The 24647-nt window shown below is 50.0% G+C and carries 21 protein-coding genes; 11 read left to right on the plus strand and 10 right to left on the minus strand.

The window, feature by feature from the left end:
* Positions 1–120: 120 nt before the first annotated feature.
* Together XMG59_RS12215 and glnE are read right to left on the minus strand one after the other, a co-directional pair.
* Positions 121–255 (minus strand): hypothetical protein, encoded by a 135-nt coding sequence (locus tag XMG59_RS12215; RefSeq protein WP_256429706.1) that lies wholly within the window; start codon positions 253–255, stop codon positions 121–123.
* A 77-nt stretch (positions 256–332) separates the two neighbouring features.
* Positions 333–3191, minus strand: a complete 2859-nt coding sequence (glnE, locus tag XMG59_RS11570) for a bifunctional [glutamate--ammonia ligase]-adenylyl-L-tyrosine phosphorylase/[glutamate--ammonia-ligase] adenylyltransferase (protein ID WP_173498769.1) — start codon at positions 3189–3191, stop codon at positions 333–335.
* 335 nt (positions 3192–3526) lie between these two features.
* Here glnE and XMG59_RS11575 point away from each other — a divergent pair, with 335 nt between their 5' ends.
* The 4 genes from XMG59_RS11575 to XMG59_RS11590 all read left to right on the plus strand — a co-directional run bounded on the left by XMG59_RS11575 (position 3527) and on the right by XMG59_RS11590 (position 7715).
* Positions 3527–4543 carry an amino acid ABC transporter substrate-binding protein gene (locus XMG59_RS11575; protein ID WP_173480039.1) on the plus strand — a complete coding sequence of 339 codons (1017 nt, stop codon included), beginning with the start codon at positions 3527–3529 and terminating at the stop codon, positions 4541–4543.
* Between the two features lie 74 nt (positions 4544–4617).
* Positions 4618–5838 (plus strand): amino acid ABC transporter permease, encoded by a 1221-nt coding sequence (locus XMG59_RS11580; RefSeq protein ID WP_173498770.1) that lies wholly within the window; start codon positions 4618–4620, stop codon positions 5836–5838.
* A 9-nt stretch (positions 5839–5847) separates the two neighbouring features.
* Positions 5848–6948, plus strand: coding sequence for an amino acid ABC transporter permease (locus tag XMG59_RS11585; protein WP_173482814.1), 1101 nt, complete (start codon positions 5848–5850; stop codon positions 6946–6948).
* 2 nt (positions 6949–6950) lie between these two features.
* A complete protein-coding gene (locus tag XMG59_RS11590; RefSeq protein ID WP_173480036.1) occupies positions 6951–7715 on the plus strand; it encodes an amino acid ABC transporter ATP-binding protein in 765 nt (254 codons plus the stop codon).
* Between the two features lie 39 nt (positions 7716–7754).
* Here the strand turns inward: XMG59_RS11590 and XMG59_RS11595 are convergent, their stop codons facing one another.
* A complete protein-coding gene (locus XMG59_RS11595; protein ID WP_173498771.1) occupies positions 7755–8714 on the minus strand; it encodes an asparaginase in 960 nt (319 codons plus the stop codon).
* Entirely contained in the window at positions 8707–9723 is a 1017-nt protein-coding gene (locus tag XMG59_RS11600; protein WP_173498772.1) for a CYTH domain-containing protein, read from the minus strand. Before XMG59_RS11600 ends, XMG59_RS11595 begins: the two co-directional genes overlap by 8 nt.
* A gap of 119 nt (positions 9724–9842) precedes the next feature.
* On the opposite strand from XMG59_RS11600, the gene argE reads away from it, so the two are divergent.
* On the plus strand, positions 9843–10997 hold the full coding sequence (gene argE, locus XMG59_RS11605) for an acetylornithine deacetylase (protein WP_173498773.1): 1155 nt from the start codon (positions 9843–9845) through the stop codon (positions 10995–10997).
* 2 nt (positions 10998–10999) lie between these two features.
* Positions 11000–12337, plus strand: a complete 1338-nt coding sequence (gene argA, locus XMG59_RS11610; RefSeq protein ID WP_173498774.1) for an amino-acid N-acetyltransferase — start codon at positions 11000–11002, stop codon at positions 12335–12337.
* On the opposite strand, the gene XMG59_RS11615 is transcribed toward argA, so the two are convergent.
* The 3 genes from XMG59_RS11615 to XMG59_RS11625 are packed head-to-tail and all read right to left on the minus strand — an operon-like array spanning position 12338 to position 14899.
* Entirely contained in the window at positions 12338–13732 is a 1395-nt protein-coding gene (locus XMG59_RS11615) for an ATP-binding protein (RefSeq protein ID WP_254447124.1), read from the minus strand.
* A complete protein-coding gene (locus XMG59_RS11620; protein WP_173498775.1) occupies positions 13710–14390 on the minus strand; it encodes a response regulator transcription factor in 681 nt (226 codons plus the stop codon). The genes XMG59_RS11615 and XMG59_RS11620 overlap by 23 nt, the downstream gene beginning before the upstream one ends.
* The gene (locus XMG59_RS11625) at positions 14387–14899 is read right to left on the minus strand and encodes a PepSY domain-containing protein (protein WP_173498776.1); all 513 of its coding nucleotides are present in this window, start codon (positions 14897–14899) and stop codon (positions 14387–14389) included. The genes XMG59_RS11620 and XMG59_RS11625 overlap by 4 nt, the downstream gene beginning before the upstream one ends.
* Positions 14900–15064: 165 nt before the next feature.
* On the opposite strand from XMG59_RS11625, the gene ilvD reads away from it, so the two are divergent.
* Positions 15065–16897, plus strand: a complete 1833-nt coding sequence (gene ilvD / locus XMG59_RS11630) for a dihydroxy-acid dehydratase (RefSeq protein ID WP_173498777.1) — start codon at positions 15065–15067, stop codon at positions 16895–16897.
* Positions 16898–16992: 95 nt separating this feature from the next.
* Here the strand turns inward: ilvD and uvrA are convergent, their stop codons facing one another.
* Positions 16993–19815, minus strand: a complete 2823-nt coding sequence (gene uvrA, locus XMG59_RS11635) for an excinuclease ABC subunit UvrA (protein WP_173498778.1) — start codon at positions 19813–19815, stop codon at positions 16993–16995.
* Between the two features lie 141 nt (positions 19816–19956).
* Between uvrA and ssb the strand changes: the two genes are divergently transcribed.
* The 3 genes from ssb to XMG59_RS11650 all read left to right on the plus strand — a co-directional run bounded on the left by ssb (position 19957) and on the right by XMG59_RS11650 (position 21785).
* A complete protein-coding gene (ssb, locus tag XMG59_RS11640) occupies positions 19957–20472 on the plus strand; it encodes a single-stranded DNA-binding protein (RefSeq protein ID WP_173498779.1) in 516 nt (171 codons plus the stop codon).
* Between the two features lie 69 nt (positions 20473–20541).
* Positions 20542–21168 carry a LysE/ArgO family amino acid transporter gene (locus XMG59_RS11645; RefSeq protein WP_173482818.1) on the plus strand — a complete coding sequence of 209 codons (627 nt, stop codon included), beginning with the start codon at positions 20542–20544 and terminating at the stop codon, positions 21166–21168.
* 8 nt (positions 21169–21176) lie between these two features.
* Positions 21177–21785, plus strand: a complete 609-nt coding sequence (locus XMG59_RS11650; RefSeq protein WP_173480025.1) for a LysE family translocator — start codon at positions 21177–21179, stop codon at positions 21783–21785.
* On the opposite strand, the gene XMG59_RS11655 is transcribed toward XMG59_RS11650, so the two are convergent.
* Positions 21774–22547, minus strand: coding sequence for a sulfite exporter TauE/SafE family protein (locus tag XMG59_RS11655; RefSeq protein WP_173498780.1), 774 nt, complete (start codon positions 22545–22547; stop codon positions 21774–21776). The two genes, XMG59_RS11650 and XMG59_RS11655, sit on opposite strands and share 12 nt — an antisense overlap.
* Before the next feature lie 35 nt (positions 22548–22582).
* A complete protein-coding gene (locus tag XMG59_RS11660; protein ID WP_173480023.1) occupies positions 22583–23080 on the minus strand; it encodes a hypothetical protein in 498 nt (165 codons plus the stop codon).
* Between the two features lie 191 nt (positions 23081–23271).
* Between XMG59_RS11660 and XMG59_RS11665 the strand changes: the two genes are divergently transcribed.
* Positions 23272–24180 (plus strand): dienelactone hydrolase family protein, encoded by a 909-nt coding sequence (locus XMG59_RS11665; protein ID WP_173495564.1) that lies wholly within the window; start codon positions 23272–23274, stop codon positions 24178–24180.
* The last annotated feature ends 467 nt before the right edge of the window (positions 24181–24647 follow it).

Here is a 24647-nt window from a genome sequence, read left to right on the forward strand (position 1 = left end):
CTGAATGGCTTTGGAAGTACAACAATGAGAGACCAAACACCGCTATCGGCGGCGTACCACCGAGATGGCTGTTAGAAGCAGCCTAGGCTCTACGCAAAACTCCCATTACAAATGGGGGGATTACACTGACACTCTATTTGAGACAGGAATTCCCATACTACTACTGACAAAACGCTCGGCAGGAATCGACACACCAATAAGCGCTATAAGCCCCCAGACCACCTCTTTATCACCGAGATGGGTTAATAAAGGCATAATCCAGTCGAAAATGGGGTTTCCCAAACTCTTATTGATTAACTGAAATAAGGATTGGTCTAAATCCATCAACACAATCAAGTACTCTGTTTAAAAATTGATTGCCAAACATCTTTTACAGATTGGCGTAGATCTATTAATTCTGCACTGGAGATCAAGCCCTTCGCGTTTTGTAGAGTCTGGCGATGGCCTAATGCGCGGTAAGTTTTATAACTCTCGCTTAACACTTCAGCCTGGGTTTGATCCAAATAACCCGCATCCGCCAGAGCCTCAATAATGCGCACGTTATCAGTGAACTCATAAAGCGCAGCTGTCTCTTTAGCGTATCTGAGCACAAGGTACTGCACCGCAAACTCGATATCGACAATACCGCCAGCATCCTGTTTGATATTGAACGCTTCTGAACCCTCTGCAGTGCCAAGATGATCACGCATCTTCTGGCGCATTGCGATCACCTCTTCACGTAACGATTCAGCATCCCTCTCTTTACAAAGGACCTTAGCACGCACCGCTTCGAATTCGGCTTTGAGCCGACTCGACCCTGCCACCACACGGGCACGAACCAGTGCCTGATGCTCCCAGGTCCAGGCTTCGTTCAGTTGATAGGCTTCAAAGGCATTCAAGGAGCTGACCAAGAGTCCAGAATTGCCCGAGGGTCGCAGACGCATATCGACCTCATAAAGCTGACCCGAGGTAGTAAAGGTATTCAATATATGAATGATGCGCTGACCTAGACGCGTGAAAAAAACGTCATTGGCTATCTCTTTATTACCGCCAATGGTCATTAGGTTACTGGGCGCATCATGCACAAAAACCAGATCCAGATCCGATCCATAAGATAGTTCAATACCCCCCAATTTACCAAAGCCGATTATGACAAAATCTTGATCGCATGGAACTCCTGCCGATCGCTGCGGCGTGCCATATTTAGTTGTCATATCGCGCCATGCGATCTGCAAAACCGCCTGAAGAATTGCTTCTGCTAGCCAGGTTAAGTAATCACTCACTTTCATCAGAGGCAATGCACCTGTGATATCCGCAGCAGCCACTCGCAGAATATGGGCATTTCTAAAGTAACGCAGCGCTTCCATTAACTGCTCAATGTCATCCTCTGGGATACGCATCAACTGCTGTCGTAACTCATTGGATAAAGCTTGTGCGTCCGGTGGATTGAACAGTGATGATGCATCAATCAGCTCATCAAGAAGGACCGGTTGATGAGCTAACTTCTCTGCAAACCATGGACTGGCTGAACAGAGCTTTACCAACTGCGCTCGAGCACTGGGGTTTTCGGCTAGCAGAAGAAGATAGGCTGAACGACGCACTACAGCTTGAATCAGCTGCAAAACCCGCTCCAAAGTCTCTTCTGCGTTTTCCACGCCCGACAGATCCCGGAGCAAACGAGGCAGCAGATCCAACAAACGCTCCTGCCCGACATTTTGCAACGCCTGTACCGTTCTTAACTGGCGCAGCGAAACCAGTGCCTTCAACGCTCGATCGGTTTCGCTGTAACCCAGCTCTGTCAGATAGTGAGCCAGCGCCTCCTGATCTGCAAACTCCTCATGCCAGAGGCCCGTAAGATGCGCATCGCTCTCAGTTTGCTCGGCATTGCCTTCCTGATCCACTGGTGCAATAACATCTGCAAAGTGCTGTGAGACTCGACTTCGATGCTCATTTAGCTCTGTTAAAAGCGCCTCTGGACTCGTAAAGCCCATGGAGTAGGCAAGGCGCTGCATACCGAGATCATCAGCTGGTAGCTCTTGGGTCTGCTTATCGGCTTGCGCCTGAATCGCATGTTCCACATTACGCAGGAAGACGTAGGCATGGGTTAGCTCTGTCACAACCACGTCTGGAATGCCGACTACCTCTGGGAGAAGTGGCAATATGTTGCACAACTCTCGTTGCTGCAAACGTGTATCACGCCCGCCGCGGATTAGCTGAAAGGCTTGAGCGATGAACTCAACCTCGCGAATACCTCCGGCTCCCAACTTAACGTTATTCTCACGACCCTTTAAACGGTTCTCACGCTCAATCATCCCTTTCATTTCACGCAAAGATTCAAAGGCGCTGTAGTCAATGTACTTACGATAGACAAAGGGGCGCAGATCCTGCATCAACTGGGCGCCAGCTTCCTTATCACCCGAGATGATACGCGCTTTGATCAACGCATAACGCTCCCACTCACGCCCCTGTGTCTGGTAGTACTGCTCCATGGCATCAAAACTGGCAACCAATGGACCAGAAGATCCAAACGGACGCAGACGCATATCGACACGGAATACAAAGCCCTCGGCTGTGGGGGCATCTAAAACACGAATCAATCTTTTACCCAGTCGTGTAAAGAACTCTTGGTTGGATAGTGAACGGCGGCCACCTTGGGTTTCGCCATTGGCGGGGAAGGTAAACATCAGGTCGATATCCGAGGAGAGATTGAGCTCATGTGCCCCCAATTTGCCCATTCCAATGACGGCCATGCGTTGCAAATTTCCATCTAAGTCCATTGGCTCACCCAGATCTTTGACTAGATCTTGGTGCAGCCAATTCAATGCTGCATCAGTAGTGGCATCGGCCAGTTCGGAGAGCATCCGGGTGGTTTCTGTTAGATCGGCCAATCGGTTCAAGTCGCGCCAAATAATTCTAACCATGGCCAATCGACGCAGGCGACGCAGCGCAACACTCAGTGCCTCTTCACTCCCCACAGCTTCAACAGCCGCCAACACTTGCGCTGTTAAAGCACCTGTTGGAAGCTCACCAACATCAAGGTTTAACTGCTCAATCAATTCGGGATGACGCTGCAGCTGATCCGCAACATAGTCAGATCCCAATAGCACTCGATCTAACTCCGCCAACCGATTGTGATCTGATTCAAGCAGATCTCTTGCTGCTGAAACCTTTTGCTGCTGTTTTTCTAGGTAGTCATTCAATATCGCTGTCACTCAAACCACTCCGAAATCTTGCCAATAGGACTAATATACTGCGTTCAGTTATAAGAGGAACAGGACTTAAATCAAATTGCACCAATACTGTGCAAAAGCTCAATTTAAGCCCTACTTTAGTATTGACCTTTGAGTCAGAATGACACAATCTTAAAAGAGTAAGCAGAGTGCTGGCGTTGGGTATTAAAGATTATTTGATCAAAACACCCCGTTATACCGTAACTTTCAGACAATTTTTAACGATGAATGTCGATGAAAATGACTCACTGAAAATTGTTGGCACACTAGTTGCTGTGGAAAAAGAACAACAACCTACTCAAAAGAGGATCTACATAATGGCTAAGAAAGCTTTACTAACCGCTTCTATCCTTGCTGCAACAATGACTGCTGGTGCAGTTCAAGCAGCTACTCTTGACGATGTTAAGAGCCGTGGCACCCTAACTTGTGGTGTATCTACTGGTCTTGCAGGCTTCTCTCAAAAAGATGAGAACGGCAAATGGAGCGGTCTCGACGTTGATATGTGTCGTGCGGTTGCAGCTGCAGTACTTGGCGATTCAGAAGCTGTTCAATACAAACCGCTAACCGCTAAAGAGCGTTTCACTGCGCTAGCGTCTGGCGAAATCGACATGCTATCTCGTAACACGACTTGGACTCACACTCGTGATACATCACTAGGTATCAACTTTGCTGGTACTAACTACTACGACGGTGCGTCATTCATGGTCATGAAAGATCTAGGCGTATCAAGCGCAACTGAGCTAGACGGTGCAAACGCATGTATCCAAGCGGGTACCTCTACTGAGCTTGCAATCGCTGACTACTTCCGTGAGAACGGCATGTCATACAAAGCGGTTACTTTCGATACCTCTGACCAAACTCGTCAAGGTTTCGAATCAGGTCGTTGTGACTTCCTAACATCAGACGGTTCTCAGCTAGCGGCACTTCGTATCGGTCTAGCTAACCCAGGCAATGCAGTGATTCTTCCCGAAGTTATCTCTAAAGAGCCTCTAGGCCCAGTAGTTCGTCAAGGCGATGACCAGTGGTTCAACATTGTTAAGTGGTCTCTAAACGCAATGATCGAAGCAGAAGAGCAGAAGGTCACTTCTGCAAACGCAGCTGACATGAAAGCGAACGGCAACCCAGCTAACAAGCGTCTACTAGGTGCTGAAGGTGAACTAGGTGCTAACCTAGGTCTAAGTGCTGACTGGGCTTACAACATCATCACTCAAGTAGGTAACTACTCAGAGTCGTTTGAGCGTAACGTGGGTATGGATTCACCACTTAAGCTAGCACGTGGTATCAACGCGTCTTGGCGTGATGGCGGTATCCTATACGCACCAGCTATGCGCTAAAACCGAAGCGATCTAAAAAGGGGCACAACAGTGCCCCTTTCTGCGTGAAAGCACTCTATTTTTAGGTTAATTCAATGTTCAAACAAAAAACCATTGAAGAGGTTAAGTCAGCGAGCCGTAAATCGAGCTCCGGAACCACCTCCAACGCCTTTTATAACAACCCACGCATCCGCGGTTTCTTCTATCAGATCGCACTGGTCGCTGGGTTGCTCTATTTCTTTGGCACCATCATTGGCAACACGCTGGCCAACATGGAAGCGACGGGGATCAAAACCGGTTTCGACTTCTTAGGCGCAGCTGCAGGCTATGATGTCTTGATGTCGTTGATCTCCTTTGAGTCGACCGACACCTACGGACGAATATTTGTTGTCGGTTTCTTAAACACCCTTTTGGTCTCGGCCATCGGTATCTTCTTCGCGACGCTACTTGGATTTATCTTTGGTGTGGCGCACTTCTCGCATAACTGGTTGATTCGTAAGATTGCTCTGGTCTATGTAGAAATCTTCCGAAACGTACCGCTTCTGCTACAGGTGTTCTTCTGGTACTTCGCCGTTCTATCCAGTCTGCCTGGCGCTCGCCAAAGCTTGAGTTTAGGCGAAGCTGTGTTCCTCAACGTTCGCGGCCTCTACCTACCTAAACTGATTGGCGGCGATCTATCATCTTTGGTCTGGATCGCTTTAGGCGCTGCCGTTGCAGGAATTTTTGTACTGCGTCGCTGGGCCAAAAAACGTCAAGAGCTGACCGGCCAACAGTTCCCTGTGCTGAAGACCAGCATCGCCATGGTGATTCTATTTCCATTAATTGTTGCAGCGTTAACGGGCTTTCCATTCACCGTTGAATACCCAGCTCTAAAGGGCTTTAACTACTTCGGTGGTATTACCGTCATCCCAGAGCTGATGTCGCTTGCCATTGCGCTGTCGGTCTACACTGGTGCATTCATTGCCGAAGCCGTGCGTGCAGGTGTGCAATCGATTCCACACGGTCAAACAGAAGCGGCTCGCAGCATTGGTTTGCGTGAGAATAAGATCATGTCATTGATCATCGTTCCTCAGGCGATGCGTGTCATTGTGCCGCTACTGAACTCCGAGTATCAGTCACTGGTGAAGAACTCTACTCTTGCGGCGGCGGTCGGTTATCCCGATCTATTCAACGTATTTGTCGGCACCGCTCTGAACCAGACGGGACAAGCGATTGAGACCATCTTCATGACCATTATCGTCTACTTTGTGGTCAATATGGTGATCTCGTTCCTCATGAACCGATTTAACAACGCGGTTGCGTTGGTGAGCAGATAGGAGCGCATAATGAAAGAATTTCAGCCTATTGCAGCCCGCCCGGCACCGATTAAAACCGTCGGTTTTACAGCCTGGCTGCGTGACAACCTTTTCTCTTCGATCCCAAACTCGGTCGTAACCCTTTCAGTCATTGCACTGCTGGCTTACTACCTACCACTTATCTTTGACTGGGCTTTTTGGTCGGCAAATTTCACCGGCACCACAGAAGATGCTTGTGTCAAAGAGGGTGCTTGTTGGGTCTTTATTAACGCTTGGTCTTACCAATTCTTCTATGGGACTTACCCTGTTGAAGAGGTATGGCGTATCAACTTAACGCTAGTGTTGCTGGTGATGGTGATTGCGGCGTCATTCACGCTACCAAAATCGATTCGCCTGAAAGCTTCAATCACCTCTTGGCTACTACTACCGATTGTGGGTATCGCTATCTTGGATGGCCGTTGGTTAGGCCTAGAGGTTGTCAGTACTGATCTGTGGGGCGGATTTACGCTCAACGTCTTTATGGCAGCCGCCAGCATCATCGTCGCCTTCCCATTCAGCTTCCTATGGGCATTGGGTCGTCGCTCAGAGATGCCATTTATCCGATCTGTTTCGGTTATCTTTATCGAGTTCTTCCGTGGTGTGCCGGTACTGTCGCTCTTCTTCATGGGCTCAGTGATGCTGCCACTCTTCTTTGCTGAAGGAACGAACGTCGATAAGTTGATTCGTGTCTGGTTGGTATTGATCTTCTTCATGTCAGGTTACATGGCGGAAGTATTCCGTGGTGGATTCCAAGCTGTCCCCTCTGGTCAATACGAAGCGGCCGATTCGATCGGCCTTAGCTACTGGCAGAAGATTCTATTGATCATCTTGCCGCAGGTTATCAAAGTGTCGATGCCCAACATTCTGGCAACCTTTGTTATGCTGTTTAAGAACACAACCTTCTTGTTGATCATCGGCATCCCGGAAGTCGTTCAAACACTGCAGACAGCTCTGTCTAACTCCTACTGGCTAGGTGGCCATGCGCTTGAAGGTTACCTATTTGTCTTCCTCGTGTTCTGGGGGAGCTGTTTCAGCATGTCGGTGCTTGCTCGCCGCATCGAACGTCAAATGAATACTGATAAGAGAGACTAATCATGACCGCAACTAACTCAGCAGCAGACTCTCAAGATGTCATCGTTATTGAGAACCTAAACAAGTGGTACGGTAATTTCCACGTACTACGTGATATCAATCTGCGTGTTAAAAAAGGTGAGCGTATCGTTATCTGTGGCCCGTCGGGCTCAGGCAAATCGACCACCATTCGCTGTATCAACCGCCTAGAGGAGTTCCAAGAGGGATCTCTAGTGGTTGACGGTGTCGAGATGATTGAAGACGTTAAGAATATCGAGAAGATCCGCCGCGACGTGGGCATGGTGTTCCAGCACTTCAACCTATTCCCTCACCTAACCATTCTGGAAAACCTAACACTTGGTCCGATCTGGGTTCAGAAGAAGCCAAAAGCGGAAGCTGAAGAGATCGCAATGAAGTACCTAGAGCGCGTTAAGATTCCAGATCAAGCTGATAAGTACCCAGGCCAGCTATCGGGTGGTCAGCAGCAGCGTGTCGCGATCGCGCGCTCACTCTGCATGAACCCAAACATCATGCTATTTGATGAGCCGACGTCAGCGCTCGATCCCGAGATGATCAAAGAGGTACTCGACGTCATGGTTGAGCTCGCTGAAGAGGGTATGACCATGTTGTGTGTGACACACGAGATGGGCTTCGCTAAGAAAGTTGCTGACCGTGTCATCTTCATGGATGCAGGACAAATTGTGGAAGAGAATGAACCCAACGAGTTCTTTAACAATCCACAGAACGAGCGTACTAAACTCTTCCTAAGTCAGATTCTGGGGCACTAATACAGAGCCTTCACCCCTCAATGAAGGCTAAAGCTCTTCTCAGGGCTGAAGCTCTCCACAAAGCGGTTGTTGCCATTGGGCCTCAACCGCTTTTTTGTCTGCGCCCTTTGCAAACAGATAGTGCAGTTTGGCAAAAGCCGCTTCAGGAGTCATATCAAAACCCGGCAATGCGCCCAACTCTGCTAACAAAGCGCCGGTCTCATAAGCCCCTTGAATGACTCGACCTTTCAGACACTGGGTCATGTTAACCAACAGCACACCTTTCTCATGAGCACGCCTAAGTGCATCGCCAAAGTCACTGCTGGTCGTTGGAATATTGCCACTGCCAAAGCTCAACAAGACAACGGCTCGCAGCCGATCATCAGTCAGAATCCCATCCATGATGGCGGCTGGAATTCCGGGGTAGATTAAAAGGGTCGCGACTGCGCCCTCTTGGTAGCCCATCACTTCTGGAACCGCAGCTTCATGGATAGATGAGACCTCACCGTTTGGCATCTCAAAAGCGACATAGTCCTGAGCATCTACTTTTCGAATACGGTTTGCCTGAAGATTAAGGCCGCCAAAACAGACACGAACGCCTCTAACATCCGATTGAGCCAGATAGCTAAGCGAATCCAACAGGTTAGTTGGCGCATCACTGCCCTTAACACCTAAAGGGTACTGAGATCCTGTCACCACAACAGGCTGACTTAAACCCAGTAGCGCAAAGCTCAACGCCGATGCGGTGTACGCTAAGGTATCCGTGCCGTGAATCACAATAAATCCGGCATAGTGTTGCTGTTCAGCTATGATCGTTTTGCAGATGCGCGTCCAATCATTTAAACGAAGATCCGAACTGTCGATGAGGGGAAGCAGGTCGACGAGATCAAACGCATAGTGCGCTAACTCAGGCACCTGTTCTCGCAGCCGTAATTCAAGATCGGCAGAGGGCGCCAGCCCGGCTTCACCTTGCACCATACCAAAGGTGCCACCGGTATTAATGATCAGAACCTTATTCATCACCCGCTCCTTGAGTCGTTTCACGAATGAAGTGAGCCGTTCTGAGCGCTAACTGACCGATTGAAGGATCATTCAACAGTTCAGCAGAGATCGATCGTGATCTCTCTTGAATGGTCTTATAAAAAGCTGGAGAAGAGCCGCTAAAATAGGCCAAATCATAAAGAGGCATGACTCGAGTAAGCAGTGCTTCGTACTCCTTCAGCAGCCCTGCAGAGGCTTCTAAATCACTTAACTGTCGCAACAGTGCAATCTGTTGTTCCAGGGCAGAACAGAGCGTGGTAATGACCGTTGGTGCGAGAGTGATTGGAATCAATTCATAACAGCGCTGCCAACAAATGGTCATGGCCGAGAGGCGCTCTACACGCTCAGCCAAATCGCCACGCTCCATGATAAGCGATGGTAACTCTGGGGCAGGCGGGTACTCGAATCTTAGCTCCCAGCCACGCTGCGCCTTGCTACGCTGACCGATCCATAGTGGGCTCAATCGAGTCAATTGTTCAGCAAGTTCAAACAGAGCACCGGCATCGCCCTGTTTTAGCTCTAGCTCCACCTCAGAGATCGGCTCAATACGATTGCCGGTTCGTACTTCACCCTGATCACAAGCGATCTCGATCTGCGTCTGTTCGCGTTGATAGAGCCAGGTTGTGCGCTTAAAGTTGGTTGAAAAGACAGGGTAGAGACTGTCACTGTCGATATCGGCGGGCAGCAACGCCTTTAGAAGATCCAACTTGAGATTGGGCCCATCGATCACCCACTCATATTCACCACGAGTGGAGAGCCCCGATGCATCGGTTATCCCCGTCGTTTTCAAAGTCTGTATCCACTGATCGCCAGATTTACGAATGCGCAACGCCATTTTCATCCGTTTCAAAGACTCATCCGGCGTATCGTAATAGAGATTCAGAAGGAGCTTTGATTCACTGGGTAAGTCACTTAAAAACGGCAGTGCGCAGACCTGTGCTGCCACAGTCGGAAGGCAACCTAACTTTAACTCAAGCTCTTTAGACATGATTCCATTCTCAATAACGCGGGTGTTTAAGCCATTGTACAAGAGTTTTGAGCTCTGAATCAGTGACCAACGCACTGGAACAGGATAAAGTCAGATGAAATGTTTATGGAGAGCCGACCATGCCCATGCCACCCAAGCCGATAGAGATGATCAGCTCACTGATCGCCGTACCCTCTATCAGCTCAACCACACCGAAATGGGATCACTCAAACCTTGGCGTCATTGAGTTACTGCACACCTGGTGTGAATCGCTAGGGTTTCAATGTGAGGTGATGCCGGTTCCCAATAACCCAGGCAAAGCCAATCTAATCGCGACCTTAGGCACAGGACCTGGCGGCCTTGTTCTCTCGGGCCATACCGATACTGTGCCCTGTGATCCAGAGCTTTGGAAATCAGACCCTTTTAAAGTCGAAGAGCGAGATCAAAAACTGTACGGGTTGGGCACCTGTGATATGAAAGGCTTTTTAGCACTGGCGATTGAAGCCGCCAAACAGTACAAAGATACACCCTTACAAGCACCGCTGATCATTCTCGCAACAGCCGATGAGGAGTCGTCGATGTCTGGCGCAAGAGCCTTGGTCGATGCGGGCAAACCCAAGGCACGTGCTGCGTTGATCGGCGAGCCGACCAGCCTGAAGCCGATCAGAATGCATAAAGGCATGATGATGGAAGCGGTTCGCATCGAGGGGCAAGCGGGTCACTCATCCGATCCATCGCTTGGGGCCAATGCGCTAGAGGCAATGAATGGTGTGATGAATGAGTTGCTCACAATACGCAGCGAGCTGCAGTCTAAGTATCAGAACTCAAACTTTAGAATCGATGTCCCGACCATGAATCTTGGCTGTATCCACGGTGGAGATAATCCCAATCGGATCTGCGGACAGTGTGAGTTGGAATTTGACCTTCGCCCGCTGCCGGGCATGTCGATGGATGGACTGCGCAACCTAATCAGCGATCGGCTCAAGCCAATAGAACAGAAACACAGAGTGGATCTGAGTGTTCGATCTCTGTTCCCCGGTATTCCTCCGTTTGAGCAGAGCGAAAGCGAATTTGTGGCATGTGTCGAACGACTCACTGGACACAGAGCAGAAGCGGTCGCGTTTGGCACAGAGGCGCCCTTCTTACAGCAGATGGGGATGCAGACACTGGTACTCGGACCTGGGTCGATTGATCAGGCTCACCAGCCAGATGAGTTCTTAGCGCTGGATCAATTCGCTCCCACCCTCGATCTGTTGCATAATCTAATCAATCAATACTGTGTGAAAGGCTGTTAACGATGGATAGCTCATCGAACTATGTGAAGTGGTTTAGGCACTCATCACCCTACATCCACCATCATCGTGATAAGACGATGGTGATGATGCTGACGGGCGAGGCGGTTGCCAGCGACAACTTTGCTAACATTATTCATGACATTGCGCTGCTGAATGGCTTAGGTGTAAAGCTCGTTCTGGTGCACGGTGCACGTCCACAAATTGATCAACGCCTTCAAGCAGCCGGCAAAGAGGTTCGACTGCACCACGATCAGCGTATTACATCGCCAGACCTGATGGGTGATGTCATTGATGCCGTCGCCAATGTCAGAACTGAGTTTGAAGCACGCCTCTCTATGAGCCTTGCCAACACACCGATGCATGGCGCAAAAATACGCGTTGTCAGTGGCAACTTTGTTATGGCTAAACCCTTGGGTGTTCTTGATGGCGTGGATATGGGATTAACCGGTGAGCTGCGTCGTGTCGATAGTGAAGCAATTCAACAACAGTTAGCCCTAGAGAACATAGTGCTGGTGACCAACCTAGGTTACTCACCGACTGGAGAGATCTTCAACCTATCGGTTGAGGAGGTCGCAGTGAATGTAGCGACGGCACTGAACGCCGACAAACTTGTGCTGTTTGGTGCACAGCAGGGTATACGTGATAGTCAAGGCGAGCTGCGCAGTGAACTGCTCGCATCGACGGCTAAACGTCTGGTTTCGCACTACTTAGCGAATCTTGATGACCCGACTCAACCACACTCCGAGATCGCTTGTCTTCTTGGTGCCGCGGCTGATGCTTGTGAGCGTGGCGTGCCTCGTTGTCACCTAGTGAGCTACCAAGAAGATGGTGCACTGCTAACGGAACTGTTCACCCGAGACGGATACGGCACAATGGTCAGCCGCCACTCCTATGAGCAGGTCAGGGAAGCGAGCATCGATGATGTCGGCGGTCTGATTGATCTCATTGCTCCTCTAGAACAGGCCGGTGTACTAGTACGCCGCTCTCGAGAGCTACTCGAGTCTGAAATTGAGCGCTTCTCTGTCATTGAACGAGATAATGCGATCATTGGCTGTGCCGCGCTCTACCCCTTCCATGAAGAGGGCGTTGGTGAGCTTGCCGGAATAGCGGTCAGTGATGAGTATCGTGGTGGTGAACGTGGTGATAGTCTGCTTGAGCACATTACTGAACGAGCTAAAGCCATTGGCCTAAAAGAGTTGTTTGTACTGACAACAAGAACCGCACACTGGTTCTTGGAGAGGGGCTTTGTAGAGCGTGATTTAAGCGCACTACCCACTGAGCGTCAGGCGCTCTATAACTTTCAAAGAAACTCAAAAGTCTTCTTTAAAATCTTGGAGTAATCACTCCTCACCAGCCGGAAGGCGGAGTCTAATCTGGGCTCCGCCAAGTTCCGACTGCGCTATTTCGATACCCCCGTTGTAACTGCTGACAATATCCGTCACAACGGCTAAACCAATGCCCTGACCGGGTCGAGAGGTGTCGAGACGAGCTCCTCGTTCAATGACAACCTGATGCTCCTCTGTCGAGATAGCTTGGCCATCATTCTCTATAACAATCTCTAACCACTGCTGCTCTTGCGTTGCAGAGAGACGAACCTGATGATCACAATACTTAAAGGCATTTTCAATCAGGTTTCCGAGCATCTCCATCAGATCTCGTTCATCACCCGCGAAGAAGTGATTTAACCCTTCACGCTCGACATCGATCTCTTTTGCGGCATAGACCCGACTCAGTGCGTTAACAATACGGTCGACCGACAGCAGCAAGCTGGTGGCGCCTGTCATAGCCTGCTCTTTGGACTTCACCGCACGGCTCAATTGATACTGCACAATCTGAGTCATGCGATCACTCTGCTCTTCAACCAAGCGTTTATAGCTCGATTGCGAGTGTTGCTCTTCTCCGGCACCACGAATCACTGCCAGTGGTGTTTTAAGACTGTGTGCAAGGTCGCCTAGGGTATTGCGGTAGCGCTCACGTTGCGAACGCTCGGATTCGATCAGGCGGTTCAAGTTCTTGGTAATACGCTCCACCTCATAGGGATAGACACCTTCAAGCTTTTCTGCTTCACCCTGCTCAATCATAGAGAGATCGTCCGCAAGATCATCCAAAGGTTTCAAACCCCAACGTAGAATAAAGAACTGCAGCAACAGAGCCAGCAAGTAGACCGCTAATAACCAACCCCACAACTGGCGTTGGAAGGCTAGCAGCTCTTCCATCGCGGCTGCATCTGAACTCACAATCGCGATGGTGTAACGGAACTCTTTCTCTTCAATCTCCCAAACCAGTGGGTAGACGTAGAGGTAGAACCCTTGATCTTTTAAGTGTTGAAAGCGACTACTGCCCGGCTCTGGCTGGATGGTTGAGACCTGCATGAGAAACTGCTCTTCGAGCAGTGCACTCGACTCAGACTGCCAACGCAACAGACCTTGTGCATCGAACACCAGCCCTGATAATCCAGATTGGACCTGACTGAAACGCGGCTCTTGAAGGCGGCGTGGTAGGACGAGCTCGCCCTCCACCAGATCAGCGGACCCCAAAATGCCATAGGTTTGCAGTTGCGCTTGGGAGCGCTCCGATGCAAACAGACTGCTCTCGTAGGCGTTCTGCAGTGCTGCACCGGCGAAAATTATCAGAATAGGGAGCAAAACAATCGACGCCCAAAGAAGTCGAGTCTGCAGTGATCCGGGCACCCATTTGATGCCCGAAAAGAGCTTATTCAGAGGCTTCCAGAGCAAAACGGTAGCCTAGACCTCGGACGGTCATGATCGGATGCAAGGTCTGATCAGGATCCAGTTTTTGACGAAGACGACGAACAAATACCTCCAACACATTGGAGTCACGATCGTAATCTTGATGGTAGAGATGCTCAGTCAACTCAGCTTTAGAGATCGTCTTACCGGCGTGCACCATTAGGTACTCCAGTGTGCGGTACTCATAGCTGGTCAGTTTAATTTCGGAGCCATTAACAAATACGGCACGTGCGACTGTATCCAAAGTAATGGGGCCGAAGGTCATCTGCGGGGAGGCATGGCCAGCAGCACGGCGAAGCAGTGCATTCACGCGCGCATTCAACTCTTCCATGTGAAAAGGTTTAACAAGGTAATCGTCAGCGCCCGCTTCTAACCCCTCTACCTTATCCTGCCAATCACCGCGTGCAGTAAGAATCAAAATAGGGAACTGTCTCTGCGCTTTACGCCAGCCTCGAATAACATCAAGGCCTGACATGCCGGGTAAGCCAATGTCGACAATCGCAAGATCGTATTCAAACTCACTGCCCTGGTAGAGCGCTTCGTTACCATCACCGCAATCTTCCACGGTATAACCACGACCCGATAGACCACTGACTAGCTGACGACGTAGATCCGGATCGTCCTCAACAACGAGTATTTTCACTGTGCAGCCTCCTCGCTTAAAGGAGCTTTCTCGCTTACAGGAGCTTCATCAGCTACCCTATCCGATTCAGATTCTGCAGCTGATTCGGTGACAGCAGTAAGCGGCTCTTCAAGAGGCTTAATAATGTCACCATTAGCTGCATCAATAACGACGTCTTTGACACGACCTTCGTTAACGATACGTATAGTGAAAAGAAGCAGTCCCGCTTCGTCTGGTGTCTCTTCCGCTTTCACCACTTCACCACCGAATGTGTCGATGGCCAGATCCGCTGCAGCCTTAAGATCAAAGGGCAATTGCACATCAGCCACACTCACTTCAGCCGCACTGGTCGATTCAGGGGTGACAACAGGATCAATGACACCATCAGGATTTGGCACGGCTTCAGGCGAGGTAGCCTCTGCTTCAACAACAGCAGTAACCGCATCGGCCACGGCCTCTTTATCAGCAGCACTAGCAACAGAAAACCCCAAAAAAACGGGGCTTAACATCAATAAAAATAAGTGTTTCAAACACTCCTCCAAACACGAGGATAAAACAATAATTATTAGAATAACTCAGCACATATTAATTGAGTCTGAATCGGTAAAAAACCCTACAGAGACTAAGCTGATCATTTCGTTCAATCTGATATACTGAGTGAATAATTTTTTGGCGTAATCAAAAGAGAGAAGACGATGCCACAGTACCGTTCAAAAACATCCACCGCTGGCCGCAATATGGCTGGTGCCCGCGCGCTTTGGCGTGCAACTGGTATGAAAGATGATGACTTTCACAAACCGATCATTGCCGTAGCCAACTCATTTACTCAGTTCGTTCCTGGCCACGTTCACCTAAAAGACATGGGTCAGCTAGTCGCACGTGAGATTGAACGCGCGGGCGGTGTTGCAAAAGAGTTCAACACCATCGCCGTCGATGACGGCATCGCAATGGGCCACGACGGGATGCTTTACTCTCTTCCTAGCCGTGACATCATCGCCGACTCAGTGGAGTACATGGTGAATGCACACTGTGCGGACGCCATTGTCTGCATTTCTAACTGTGACAAAATCACACCGGGAATGTTGATGGCCTCTATGCGCTTGAACATCCCTGTTATCTTCGTCACCGGCGGCCCAATGGAAGCCGGCAAGACAAAACTAGCAGAGCACAAGCTCGATCTAGTCGATGCAATGGTACTGGCAGCCGATCCAACGGCTTCCGATGAGACAGTAGACGCCGTTGAGCGCTCAGCCTGTCCAACCTGTGGTTCTTGTTCTGGTATGTTTACCGCCAACTCGATGAACTGTTTGGCCGAAGCTTTAGGTCTTGCTCTACCAGGAAACGGTACGGTCGTGGCAACCCACGCTGACCGTGAAAACCTCTTCCTCGAGGCAGGCCGCCGCATCGTTGAGATGACTAAGGACTACTACGAGAATGATAACGAGCGCGTTCTACCTCGTAGCGTTGGATTCAAGGCCTTTGAAAATGCGATCACGCTGGATATCGCAATGGGCGGTTCGACCAATACCATTCTTCACCTTCTAGCGATTGCCCAAGAGGCAGAGATCGATTTCACACTGGCTGACATCGATCGTCTTTCACGCGTCGTCCCACAGCTCTGTAAAGTGGCACCGAACACGCCTAAATACCACATTGAGGATGTACACCGCGCGGGTGGCATCATGGCCATTCTGGGTGAACTCGATCGTGGTGGTAAATTGCACACTGATGTTCCAAGCGTAGCCGGTAAAGATATGGCTGAAGTGCTCGATAAATGGGACATCATGCGCAATCCAACACCGGAAGTCGTTGAGTTCTACAAAGCGGGCCCTGCCGGCATTCCAACTCAACAAGCCTTCTCTCAATCAACTCGATGGCCATCTCTTGATGGTGATCGCGCTGAAGGCTGTATCCGTTCAATAGAGCACGCATTCTCTCAAGAGGGTGGCCTAGCTGTCTTGTTTGGCAACCTGGCTCAAGATGGTTGTGTTGTGAAAACAGCCGGTGTTGATGACTCGATCCTTGTGTTTGAAGGTCCCGCACACATCACTGAATCTCAAGACGAAGCGGTTGATCATATCCTAAACGACCTGGTCAAAGCGGGCGACGTTGTCATTGTTCGTTACGAAGGCCCTAAGGGTGGCCCAGGCATGCAAGAGATGCTCTACCCAACGTCATACATCAAGTCTAAGGGTCTAGGTAAAGCTTGTGCCCTTCTGACTGATGGTCGTTTCTCGGGTGGTACTTCAGGCCTATCGATCGGTCACGTCTCACCAGAAGCCGCTGGTGGCGGTAACATCGGTCTTGTTCGAGATGGCGATATGATTCGTATCGACATTCCGAATCGCACCATCGACGTTCTGGTCAGCGATGAAGAGCTAGCGACTCGTCGCGCAGCGCAAGATGCAGAGGGATGGAAGCCTGCTAAAGAGCGTCCTCGTAAAGTCTCTGCAGCGCTAAAAGCTTACGCGAAGCTCGTTACGGCAGCAGATAAGGGTGCCGTTCGCGATCTTAGTCAGCTGGACTGATCGAAAAGCGACATAAAAAGACCCCCGATAATTGGATTGTTATGTCCAACTATTGGGGGTCAGTTCAATATGCCGGCTTTTTTGTAGGTGTGGTTTTAAAGCATCTGTTTCAGGAAACGACCCGTCTCGGAACCTTGAGTATCAGCCACTTGCTCAGGAGTCCCTTCAGCCACTATACGGCCACCGCCACTGCCACCTTCAGGCCCCAAATCGACTATCCAATCCGCCGTTTTAATCACATCGAGATTGTGCTCGATTACAACGATGGTATTGCCGTGATCGCGCAGACGATTAAGGACCGTCAACAGCTGCTCAATATCATAGAAGTGAAGACCAGTCGTCGGCTCATCGAGAATGTAGAGCGTTTTGCCGGTATCACGTTTAGAGAGCTCTTTGGCCAACTTAACGCGCTGCGCCTCACCACCGGACAGGGTCGTTGCCGCTTGGCCTAATCGGATATAACTCAAGCCGACATCGATCAGGGTCTGTAATCTGCGAGCCAAGGCAGGGATAGCATCGAAGAACTCTCGTGCGTCCTCAACCGTTTGGTCCAGCACCTCATGAATATTTTTACCCTTGTACTGAACTTCCAGAGTTTCGCGGTTGTAACGCTTCCCTTTACAGACATCACAAGGCACGTACACATCCGGTAGGAAGTGCATCTCTACCTTAATAACGCCATCACCCTGACAGGCTTCACAACGTCCGCCTTTGACGTTGAAGCTGAATCGTCCTGGTTTGTAGCCACGTGAACGAGCCTCTTGGGTACCGGCAAACAGTTCGCGTACCTGAGTAAAGATACCGGTATAGGTTGCAGGGTTTGAACGAGGGGTACGACCGATTGGACTCTGATCGATATCGATTACCTTATCGAAGTGGTCCATACCGACCACCTTTTTATACGGAGCTGGCGTTAAGGTCGTCGCGTTGTTCAGTTCCGTTGCCGCAATCGGGTAGAGCGTATTATTAATTAGTGTCGACTTACCAGAGCCCGATACACCGGTGATACAGGTAAACAGGCCAACCGGAATCTCTAGGTCGACGTTTTGCAGATTGTTACCAGAGGCCCCAAACAGTTTGAGCGACTTCTTAGGATCACGCTCATGGCGCTGCTTGGGCACCTCAATGGCACGCTTGCCGGAGAGGTAATGACCAGTAAGTGAGCGCTCACTGTTAACGATATCCTCATAACTTCCTGAGCCAACAACCTCGCCACCGTGTACACCGGCACCAGGACCAATATCAATAATATGATCAGCTTGGCGGATCGCATCCTCGTCGTGCTCAACGACAATCACGGTATTACCCAGGTCGCGTAGATGCTCAAGCGTCTTCAAAAGACGCTCATTATCGCGTTGGTGCAGACCGATAGAGGGCTCATCTAGGATGTACATCACACCGACTAGACCGGCACCAATCTGACTGGCCAGACGAATACGCTGAGCTTCGCCGCCTGATAGAGTCTCTGCACTGCGCTCTAGAGAGAGGTAATCAAGTCCGACATTGACAAGGAAGCTGAGTCGTTCACGGATCTCTTTCAGCACTTTCTCTGCGATCTCGCCCTGTTTTCCCTCTAGCTTCAAGCCATTGAAGTAGTCCAATGCTGAACCAATGGGGTAACGTACAAGCTCTGGCAGTGTCTTGTCATCGATGAATACGTGACGCGCTTCACGACGCAGACGACTGCCAGAACAACTCGGACAAGGCTGCATGTTGATGTACTTCGCTAAGTCATCACGCACCATGTCTGACTCAGTCTCTTTATAACGACGCTCAAGGTTATTAATAACCCCTTCAAAAGCGTGTGATTTAGAGACGATATCGCCACGATCATTCAGGTAGCGGAATGGTACTGTCTCAGTACCGCTGCCATAGAGGATCACCTCTTGATGCTTTTTAGACAGATCCTTAAACGGCGTATCGATATCAAAGCCGTAGTGTTCGGCAACTGCTTTAAGCTGTTGGAAATAGTAAAGCGTGCGTCGATCCCAACCACGAATTGCCCCTTCAGAGAGCGTCAGAGTGTTATCTTGAACAACCTTGTTGGGATCAAAATACTGCTTAACCCCCAAACCATCGCAGCTTGGGCAAGCGCCGTGTGGGTTGTTGAAAGAGAAGAGGCGCGGCTCTAGCTCTTGAATGGAGTGCCCACACTTAGGACAAGCAAAACGCGCAGAGAAGATCATCTCTTCGCCCGCACCCTCATCCATCCAATCAACCGTTGCCAGACCGTCGGTAAGATTGATGGCGGTTTCAAACGACTCAGCAAGACGTTGCTGTAGGTCAGATCGCACTTTAAAACGATCTACGACCACATCAATACGGTGCTTCTTGTTCTTATCGAGCGCCGGGACATCATCTAAATCAACAACCGTGCCATCAATACGAGCTCGAACAAAGCCTTGGGCTCTTAACTCATTCAAAGTGTGCAGATGCTCGCCTTTACGATCCTGCACAACAGGTGCCAGTAGCATCAGTTTAGACCCCTCTGGCAGTGCCAACACTTGGTCGACCATCTGACTGATAGTTTGCGCCTTTAGAGGTAGATCATGATCAGGACAACGCGGTTCACCCGCACGAGCGTAAAGAAGGCGCAGGTAGTCATAGATCTCAGTAATGGTACCGACCGTTGAACGCGGGTTGTGGGAGGTCGACTTCTGCTCAATAGAGATGGCCGGCGAGAGACCTTCAATGTGGTCCACCTCGGGTTTTTCCATCATCGATAGGAACTGACGCGCGTAGGTAGAGAGTGACTCGACATAACGTCGCTGTCCCTCAGCATAGAGCGTATCGAAGGCAAGTGAGGACTTACCAGATCCCGATAGACCGGTGACTACGACTAACTTATCGCGGGGTATCTCTAGATCGATCCCTTTAAGGTTATGGGTGCGCGCACCGCGTACCAGAATTGTGTCCATTACTGCTCCGGCCGTGAAAAAACGAGTACTATATCATGCAGTTCAATACGACAGATAAGTAGATTGCAATTACGGCTGAATCGCCGCTTTTGATCTGTTAAAGTAACCTAAATTGATTAAAGTTTTTGTGCGGAGATAAGAATGGCACGCGGTATTAATAAAGTAATTCTAGTGGGTAATATTGGTGGTGACCCAGAGACTCGTTACATGCCAAACGGTGGTGCGGTGACCAACATCACACTGGCAACCAGTGACTCTTGGAAAGACAAGAACACGGGGCAAATGAACGAACGTACCGAGTGGCACCGCATTGTATTCTTTAACCGACTTGCTGAGATCGCTGGTGAGTACCTTCGCAAAGGTTCTAAAGTCTACGTTGAAGGCGCACTGCGTACCCGTAAATGGCAGGGTCAAGATGGACAAGATCGCTACACTACTGAAATCGTAGCGAGCGAAGTGCAGATGCTAGATGGCCGAAATGGCGGTGGCGACAACATGGGCGGCGGTTATCAACAGCAGGGTGGCGATATGGGTTACAACCAACAGCCTCAGCAGAGTGCACCGCGTCAGCAAGCCCCTCAGCAGGCGCCGCAACAACAAGCCCCGCAACAGCAGCCTCCTGCGTTTGATGACTTTGATGATGACATCCCGTTCTAAGCGATCGCTTAGATAGGATAGCCATCAAGAAGCCACGAACTCCGTGGCTTCTTTTGGTTTGGACCGACTATGACATTGCTACCGACTGCTTACATTACAGGTGCCATTACCGGAGCGAGCTTAATCGCTGCGATTGGTGCTCAAAATGCCTTTGTATTAACCCAAGGAGTTAAGCAGCACTACTTTTGGCAGATTGCCCTCACCTGCGCATTGATCGATACCCTGTTAATTTTTGCGGGTGCCGCCGGCATGGGTGCTTTAATCAATCGCTCCGAGCTATTTTTAACCTTGGTTACCTGGGGCGGTGCTGCCTTTTTGATACTCTATGGATGCAAAGCAGGGTTGTCGGCACTCAAAAGCAACACTCTACAAGCTAATAAAAGCGCAGGTTTTAGCAGCCTCTCTACAGCATTGATGGCAACCGCAGCCTTAAGCCTGCTTAACCCCCATGTCTACCTAGATACTGTGGTACTACTGGGCAGCATTGCAGGGCGTTATGACAGCCTAGACACTTATTGGTTTGCAGCCGGTGCATCCAGTTTCTCTCTGCTCTGGTTTTTAACCATTAGCTACGGTGCGAGAGCGCTTACACCTCTGTTTGCCAATCCACTGGCTTGGCGCGTATTAGATTGCCTCGTAGCCCTTACTATGTGGACAATAGCTTACCTGCTGTTAACCGACTCTTTAGGGAAATAGGGAGAGATATGAACGAAGCTCAATGGTGGATATTCCTTCCAGCCTGTATCGGGATGAACTTTTTCCCTGGTCCCAATAACCTGATAGCACTGATACATGGGACACGCACTTCACTCTTTGCTGCATCAGTTGCCGGTCTTGCGCGTCTACCCGTCATGGTGGTGATGCTGGTTCTGCTTGCTTATGGCCTAGAAGCGCTGCTTGCACTAAGCGAACACGCTTTCTTTGTTATGAAGCTAATCGGTGCCGCTTACTTGCTCTACATGGCCTGGCAATCACTCCGTGCACAGGTCAACCTGAACAGTGTCGATGCACAAGAGACAAAAATCTGGGAGATGGCTCGATCAGAAGCGATCGTCGCCTCAACCAACCCTAAGTTGATCCTGATCTTCACCGCCTTCTTTCCACAATTTATGGATCCAACAGCCAATATCGCCGAGCAGGTTACTGTCATGGGCGGAACCTTTATTGTGATAGAGATCGGTGCGTTAATTGCTTATGCATCGGGTGGCCGCTGGTTGCAGAAAAAGCTCGCTGATGAGTCAAACACTAAGTGGTTGGCACGTTTCACCGCAACAGCATTAACGGCCGCGGCTGGTTTGGTGTTAATGCCATAAAAACGATTCGACCCCCTGCCACAGTAATCGCAGCGCAAGCAGAGTAATGACCAGTCGAAACAGCTGATTAAAGAGATCAGAAGAGATCTTGTGCAGAATGTTGAGTCCGACCCAAGTGCCTATTGCGCCCGATAGGATCATCAATGAGATGAGGGGCAGCCACTCAAGAAATGAGAATCCAACAAACGCGAACACAACACCCTTTAATAGATGCTGCCCCGTCAATGCTGCGGCCATTGTCGCTACTTTCGATAGCTTATCCGCTCCAGTGCGGTAGACAAGCCCACCGACTAAAGGGCCGGTTGCTCCAACAAACATCGAGATAATCGTGGTTAACCCGCCTGCTACAACTGCCCCTTTTGGAGAGAGACCTCCCCCTTTCGGTTTAGGCCCCCAAACGATCCATAATATAAATAGGCCAACCGCAATTTGAATCCACGTCAGGGGCAACTGAACGACGATGAACGACGCAATCACCGCTCCTATGACGGCACCCGCCATAAATTGAGCGATCAATGGACGATCAATATGGCGCCAAGTCAGCACTGCACGATTAAAATTAGAGCCAAATTGGACCAATCCATGCACCGGAATCAGTGCAGCAAGCGGCATTATCTGCGCCAAGACCGCTAGCAACAGCGCGCCGCCACCAATGCCAAGCGTTGCCGTTAGCAGCGAGGTAAAGCCTGAAAGCACAATTAGAAACCAAGATTCTGATACGGTCAGCAAATCGGGTAGCAGGGCGTTAATGGATGCGAGCATAGTAAATAAACTGTTAATGGAATTTTGACGCGGTCTTAATGGACCAGGGCCGGCTGAGTCACTGAGGGGGACTGCTGAAGCCAACTAGGCCATTTATCATAGTGCCACTCAGCGACCTCAAATAGCCGGTGCATAATATTCAGCCACTGACGAGCATTAACACGAGGCATGGCAAGAGTGGCACACTCCTCATCACAGAATAGCTTTAACGTCAGTCGCTCATGCGAGACATTCAGATCAACACGATTGATTAACCACTCAGAACTGCCCTCTATCGCCTTAACAGGTGCCTCTTCGACCTGAGCTTGTTGAGCACGGTATTGAGTAAATGATTGAAGAGTATCCGACTCAGGACGCCCCACTGTCTCTGATTCAATCGCTTTAACCATCGCCCCAATGAGTCGCACCAAAAGACGACGCGTTAGCCAAATGACAATCGTTTGCTGCTGACTCTCTTCGACCACCATTCGAATTCGGTCCTCAGACGGTGAGAACTCGGTGGTGAAGCGATTAATAGTGAAATCTGATGGCATATTAGAATTAGATAAACGGAACGAATGGCACGCAGCCCGACACAAGCAGGGCCGTTAATAAAAATATCATTAGGCGCATTTCAAAATCCTAAGCTATAAATAAGAGACTCATTATAGAGTTTGCTCCAGTAGTAAGAAACCGACGCATAGGCAAAAGAGTATCTGTAAATCATCAGCACAGGAGTGCAACCATGGATATGCAACAAAAAGAACAAACCCCGCTGACCATTCCTCAGGTCGCGTTTGATTGGTACGACGAATATGCACACGGTGATATTGACCGACGCACCTTCCTAGCGCGCTTAGGCACTTTAGGCATTGCAGGATTAACCCTTGGCGCAATGACGACAGCACTGACACCAAACTACGCCCTGGCGGAACAGGTCTCATTCAATGATCCCGAAATCAAAGGGAGATATGTAGAGTTCGAGTCGCCTGAAGGCCATGGAAAAGGGCGCGGATACCTAGTTGTTCCAGCAGGGGTCGATGAGATGAATGATGCGCCGACCGTACTGGTTGCCCACGAGAACCGTGGTTTGAATCCATACATCGAGGACGTCGCTAGACGTCTGGCCAAAGCAGGCTATATCGCCTTTGCACCCGATGCTCTCTATCCATTGGGTGGTTACCCAGGCAACGATGACGAAGGCCGCGCAATGCAGCGTACGTTAGAGCGAAGCAAAATCGTTGCAGACTTCATTGCAGCCGCTCAGTTTATTAAGAATCACGAGTTCAGCAGTGGCAAACTGGGTATGGTTGGATTCTGCTTTGGTGGCTACCTAGTCAATCAACTAGCGATCGATCTAGGATCAGATTTGAACGCCGGTGTTCCCTTCTATGGAACGCCTGCTGAAGACGGATTTGAGAAGATCACTGCTCCATTACAGTTCCACTTTGCAGAACTGGATAAGCGCGTGAATGGAACCTGGGTCGACTACCAGCCTATATTGGATAAGCTTGGTAAAACCTATACCGCTCATACCTACCCAGGTGTAAACCACGGCTTCCACAACGACTCGACAGCACGCTATAGCGAAGCTGAAGCAGAGCTGGCATGGGAGAGAACCCTAGAATTCTTTGCCAAGCATTTGAGGGGGTAGTTGGAGCGGTCTTGCGAAGGCCGGGAAGGTTGGGCGCGTAATTGGACAGCAGATGACAGGCTAAAGCCAGTCACTGGTGTGCTTAACTCACTACGAAGCTACGGTGACTGGCCTTCAGCCTGTCATCCGCTATTGACGTCGGCAGAGACTTTTTAAAACCGTTGGAGCGGTCTTGCAAAGGCCGCGATGGATTTGGCAGAGATCCTGTACGAAGTTCGAAATGACCTACAATAGGTGCCGAGCGTTGCTCGTCATCGCTTCGCGACGCTTGCAGCGCCTCCCCGCCGCACTTTCAGTGCATGCGTGGTCACATGGGCATTCGCTCAGAAGTCTCCTTGCTACCAAAAAACAAAAAACCCCAGGACCTTTCGGTACTGGGGTTCTTTGTTTATTAGGTGCCTGGCAATGACCTACTCTCACATGGGGAAACCCCACACTACCATCGGCGATGACGCGTTTCACGACTG

This window comes from Marinobacterium sp. xm-g-59 (assembly GCF_013283315.1).
Classification (GTDB): Bacteria; Pseudomonadota; Gammaproteobacteria; order Pseudomonadales; family Balneatricaceae; genus Marinobacterium_E.